The organism is Accumulibacter sp., from assembly GCF_031732815.1.
Lineage (GTDB): Bacteria > Pseudomonadota > Gammaproteobacteria > Burkholderiales > Rhodocyclaceae > Accumulibacter.
In genome coordinates this window covers 1-4,252 of sequence record NZ_JAVMKF010000173.1, presented here as the reverse complement: position 1 = coordinate 4,252, position 4,252 = coordinate 1, and the positions used below count along the sequence as shown (strand labels likewise).

At 64.2% G+C, this 4,252-nt stretch carries 5 protein-coding genes; all 5 read left to right on the top strand.

Translation table 11 applies throughout. The features are described from left to right. On the top strand, window positions 1–501 hold a 501-nt coding region (locus RKP46_RS11365), incomplete at its 5' end, for an ATP-binding cassette domain-containing protein (protein WP_311106745.1). Window positions 502–503: 2 nt separating this feature from the next. Further along, window positions 504–1,436 (top strand): MlaD family protein, encoded by a 933-nt coding sequence (locus RKP46_RS11360; RefSeq protein ID WP_311106744.1) that lies wholly within the window; start codon window positions 504–506, stop codon window positions 1,434–1,436. Window positions 1,437–1,438: 2 nt separating this feature from the next. Next, window positions 1,439–2,062: a hypothetical protein gene (locus tag RKP46_RS11355; RefSeq protein ID WP_311106743.1), complete on the top strand. Its 624-nt coding sequence runs from the start codon at window positions 1,439–1,441 to the stop codon at window positions 2,060–2,062. Window positions 2,063–2,092: 30 nt separating this feature from the next. Further along, the gene (locus RKP46_RS11350; RefSeq protein WP_311106742.1) at window positions 2,093–3,730 is read left to right on the top strand and encodes an acyl-CoA synthetase; all 1,638 of its coding nucleotides are present in this window, start codon (window positions 2,093–2,095) and stop codon (window positions 3,728–3,730) included. Window positions 3,731–3,842: 112 nt separating this feature from the next. Next, window positions 3,843–4,252, top strand: a 410-nt coding sequence (locus tag RKP46_RS11345) for an enoyl-CoA hydratase-related protein (RefSeq protein ID WP_311106741.1), incomplete at its 3' end; no start/stop codon positions are given.

Genomic DNA, 4,252 nt, shown 5'->3' with positions numbered 1-4,252 from the left:
GGCGCCCTGTTTTCGGCGCTCCCGGTTTATGACAATATCGCGTTTCCGCTGCGCGAACTGCGCTGCCTCGACGAAGGAATGATCCGTGATCTGGTTCTGCTCAAGCTCGCCATGGTTGAACTCGAAGCCCGGCACGGGCGACTGATGCCGGCCGAACTGTCGGGTGGCATGGTCAAACGTGTTGCGCTGGCGCGTGCCCTGGCGCTCGAACCCGAGTTGCTCGTCCTCGACGAACCGACCGCCGGCCTCGACCCCGATCGCAGCGAGAGCTTCGTCCGCCTGATTCGGTCGCTGCAGAACGAACTCGGGTTCACCGTGGTGATGGTGACGCACGATCTGGCCACGCTGACCGGTCTGGCGACCCGGCTTGCCGTGCTCGCCAGTCGGCGCATCGTCGCTTGCGGCACCTTGCCCGAGGTGATGGCGATCGACCACCCGTTCATCCGCAACTTCTTCACCACTACGCGCGCCTCTGCGCTCAGCCAGCAAGGAGGGCGCTAGGCGTGGAAAACCGTTCGCACGCGCTGATCGCCGGCCTGTTTGCCCTTGGTCTCTGCCTCTTTGCCATCTTCGCCGTCTGGTGGTTCGGCGGCAAGCACGAGGCGACCAAGGAGTACACCGTCGTCACGCGGCAGAACGTCACCGGCTTGAGCCTGCAGGGCCAGGTGCGCTACCGTGGAATTCGCGTCGGCAAGGTGCTCTCGATCGCGCTCGATCCACAGGATTCGCGCAACATCCTGATCCGCATCGCGGTCGACAGCGCCGTCCCGGTGACCGGCGGGACGACCGCCAAGCTGGGCTACCAGGGGGTCACCGGAATCGCGCATGTCCTGCTCGAGGAAACCGGCAGCGATCCGCGACCGCTGCCAGCCGGTGAAGGCGCATCGCCACGCATCGCGATGCAGTCGTCGCTGATCCAGGAACTATCGGATACCGGAGGCGAAACACTGCGCCAGGCGCGCGAACTGCTGGCCAGCGCAAATGATTTCTTCGATGACGAAAACCGGCAGCGCCTGACGAACATTCTGAGCAACCTGGAAACAGCAACGGGTAACGCCGGGCAGGCGAGCGATCAGTTGCGCCGCTGGCTGACTGCCGACAACCAGCGCTCGTTGACCGCTTCCCTCGCCCGCATCGAGCAGGCGACGCATGAAGTCGGTCCGCTGCTGGTTGAAACACGCCGCCTGATGCTCAGGCTGCAGGGGATCAGCGAGCGAATCGACAAACTTGTCGCCGACCCTTCGCCCAGCGGCATCGCGGCCTTGCCGCCGCGTCTGAACGAGTTGGGCAGCGAACTGTCAGCCAGTTCGCGCCAGCTCAACCGAGTATTGCAGAGGTTCGAGGAGTCGCCGCAAAGCTTCGTTCTTGGCTGGCCGGAGCGCGCGCCCGGACCCGGTGAACCCGGTTTCGTCGCGCCGCCGTGGCGCCCGGAGTGACGATGAAAAGACATCTGTCGGCATGCCTCGCTGCCTGCTTCCTCGCTGGCTGTGCCAATACCGCGCGCTACGCTGGCGGTAGTCAGGTCTATGACTTCGGGCTGCCGGCGCGCGGCTTGGCCGACACTGCGCGCTGGGCACCGATCGCGCTCGAAGTGAAGGGACCTGCATGGATCGATTCGCCGGCCATCACCTACCGTCTGCTTTATGACGATCGACTGAAGTTGCGCGGCTATGTGGATAGCCGCTGGGCGGCGGCGCCGCCTTTGCTGCTCGCCCAGCGCTGGCGCCAGCTGGTCGGCTTGGGCGGCAGCAGCGGGCAGAGTGCGGCGAATTGTCTGTTACGCTTCGAGTTGGAGGAGTTCTCGCACGTCTTTGACACGCCGCAGAGCAGCCGCGGCGTGCTGCACGGTCGCTTCGCCCTGCTCGATGCCAGGCGGCGAACGATCGCCGAGGGGGCGCTCAGCGAGGAGCGGCCGGCGGTGAGCGCCGACGCACGCGGCGGCGTCGGCGCTCTGCTCGCGGCTGCCGACGAATCGGGGCGACAGTTGGCCGAATGGCTGAACGATCTGGAAAAACAGGGCGCGGCGGGCGACTGCCGGGCAACGGCTGCGCGCAGCCGATGACACTCACCACGCAGAGAGGAGAAACTGGAAATGCCAAATATCTATCAGGAGGGACTCGACAAGAACACGGCGAATTATGCGCCGCTGACGCCGCTCACGTTCATTGCCCGCTCGGCCTATGTCTATCCGGAGCGCACGGCGGTCATCCACGGTCAGCGGCGCTACACCTGGCTGGAGACCTTTGCGCGCAGCCGGCGTCTGGCCTCGGCGCTGCGCGCGCAGGGCGTCGGCGAGGGCGATACGGTGGCCGCGATGCTCAACAACACGCCGGAAATGATCGACTGCCACTTCGGCGTTCCGGCCACGGGTGCCGTGCTCAACACCTTGAATACTCGCCTCGACGCCGAAACGATCGCCTTCATGCTCGAGCACGGCGAAGCCAGGGTGCTATTTACCGACCGAGAATATTCGGCAACGATCAAGAAGGCGCTCACCATGGTGCAGCGCAAGATGCTAGTCGTCGACGTCGATGACCCCGAGTACAGCGGACCGGGTGAACGTCTGGGCAGCCGTGAGTACGAAGAGTTCATCGCCGAAGGCAGCGCCGATTTCCCGTGGACCGGGCCGGACGACGAATGGCGAGCAATCTCGCTCAACTACACTTCAGGCACGACGGGCAATCCAAAAGGCGTCGTCTATCACCATCGGGGAGCCTATCTCAATTCGTTCAGCAACATCGTCAGTTGGGGAATGCCGCCGCATGCGGTCTATCTGTGGACCTTGCCGATGTTCCACTGCAACGGCTGGTGCTTCGTGTGGACGATGGCGGCCAACGCCGGGACCAACGTCTGTCTGCGCCGGGTCGACCCGAAGCTGATCTTTGCCGCAATTCGTGAGCATGGCGTGACGCACTATTGCGGCGCGCCGATCGTGCACAGCCTGATGGCGAATGCCCCTGCCGAACTGCGCGCCGGCATCACGCACAAGGTGGCCGGGCTGATCGCCGCCGCGCCACCACCGGCTGCGGTGATCGAAGCGATGGCCAACATCGGCGTCGATCTGACGCACGTCTATGGGCTGACCGAAACCTACGGACCGGCAGCGGTATGCGCGAAGCACGCGCATTGGGCCAGCCTGCCGATCGGCCAGCAGGTCGAGCTGAACGGCCGGCAGGGCGTGCGCTACCATGCGCAGGAGGGAATCACCGTGCTCGAGCCGACGACGATGGAAGCGGTTCCCTGGGACGGCGAAACGATGGGCGAGATCATGTTCCGTGGCAACCTGGTCATGAAGGGTTATCTGAAAAACCCGAAGGCGACCGAGGAATCGTTCGCCGGCGGCTGGTACCATACCGGTGACCTGGCCGTAATGCACCCGGACGGTTACGTCAAGATCAAGGATCGCTCAAAAGACGTGATCATTTCCGGCGGCGAAAACATTTCGTCGATCGAGGTCGAGGACGTGCTTTACAAGCATCCGGCAGTGATCGCTGCGGCGGTTGTTGCGACGCCCGATCCGACCTGGGGCGAAGTCCCCTGTGCCTTCCTCGAGCTGCGCGAAGGCGCGACGGCGAGCGAACAGGAAGTCATCGACTTCTGTCGCCAGAACATGGCTCGATTCAAGGTGCCCAAACGCGTCATCTTCTGCACCTTGCCCAAGACCTCGACCGGCAAGATCCAGAAATATGTTCTGCGCGAACAGGCGAAGTCGGCTGCCGCAATCGAATAGGACAGAGCGCCGGCTGCGCGGCCGGCCGCCCGGCAGCCGCGCAGCCGGTCGATCAGAGGTCGGCGCGGACTTGTCCGACGCCGGCTTGCGACGAGAAAGGATGGAGTACAGAATGAGTGCACCCAACCCGCAAGACGACCAGGCCTACGTCGTACGCAGCGATTGCGCCGGCGTGACGACGCTGACGCTGAATCGTCCGCAGCAATTCAATTCACTGTCGCAGGCGATGATCGCCGCCCTGCAGGAGCAGCTGGACGAACTCGCCGACGATCCGCTGGTGCGCGTCGTCGTCATTGCCGGTGCAGGCAAAGCCTTCTGCGCCGGGCACGACCTCAAGGAAATGCGCGCCAGTCGGAACAAAGCGTTCATGCAGCAGCTTTTTGGCCAGTGCGCCAGAATGATGATGACGCTGACGCGAATTCCCCAACCGGTGATTGCGCGCGTGCATGGGATCGCGACGGCGGCGGGTTGTCAACTGGTCTCGATGTGCGACCTGGCGGTGGCGGCGGACGTTGCCCGCTT